The sequence below is a fragment of the Roseateles sp. P5_E1 genome, from assembly GCF_054049335.1.
On the sequence record NZ_JBFUMN010000349.1, the window covers coordinates 1 to 579 of the forward strand.

At 65.3% G+C, this 579-nt stretch carries 1 protein-coding gene; it reads left to right on the top strand.

The window, feature by feature from the left end; translation table 11 throughout:
* The coding region (locus ACXJKJ_RS31460; protein ID WP_457395588.1) for a S8 family serine peptidase at positions 1–579 on the top strand (579 nt) is incomplete at both ends.

Sequence of the window (579 nt, forward strand, 5' to 3'; positions counted from 1 at the left end):
TACGGCCCGGACTCGCAGATCGACGCGGATCTGTACGACGACAACGGCAATCTGAAGCTGGACATCAACGGTCAGTCTCCGACCTATGGCTACGAAGACCTGAGCGGCACCTCCATGGCCGCCCCGCATGTCACCGGCGCGCTGGGCCTGCTGTTCGAACGCTTCCCCTACCTGGACAACGCGCAGGTGCGCGATGTGCTGCTGACCACCGCCACCGACCTCGGTGCTGCCGGCGTGGACGACGTCTACGGCTGGGGCCTGGTGAACCTGGCCAAGGCCATCGAAGGCTACGGCCAGCTGCGCGTGGACACCAACGTGGTGATGAACCAGAAGGCCGGCGGCCTGAAGGTGTGGGAAGGCGATGCGTGGGACGACTGGACCAATGACATCGGCGGCCCGGGCAAGCTGACCAAGTCGGGCATCGGCTGGCTGCGCCTGAGCGGTGACAACAGCTTCAACGGTGCGATCGTGCGTGAAGGCATCCTGGAGCTCAACGGCGTCAACGCGCTGACCGCTTCGCTGGATGTCACCGGCGGCCAGCTGCTGCTCAACGGCACCCTGCGCGACATGACCTTCAAC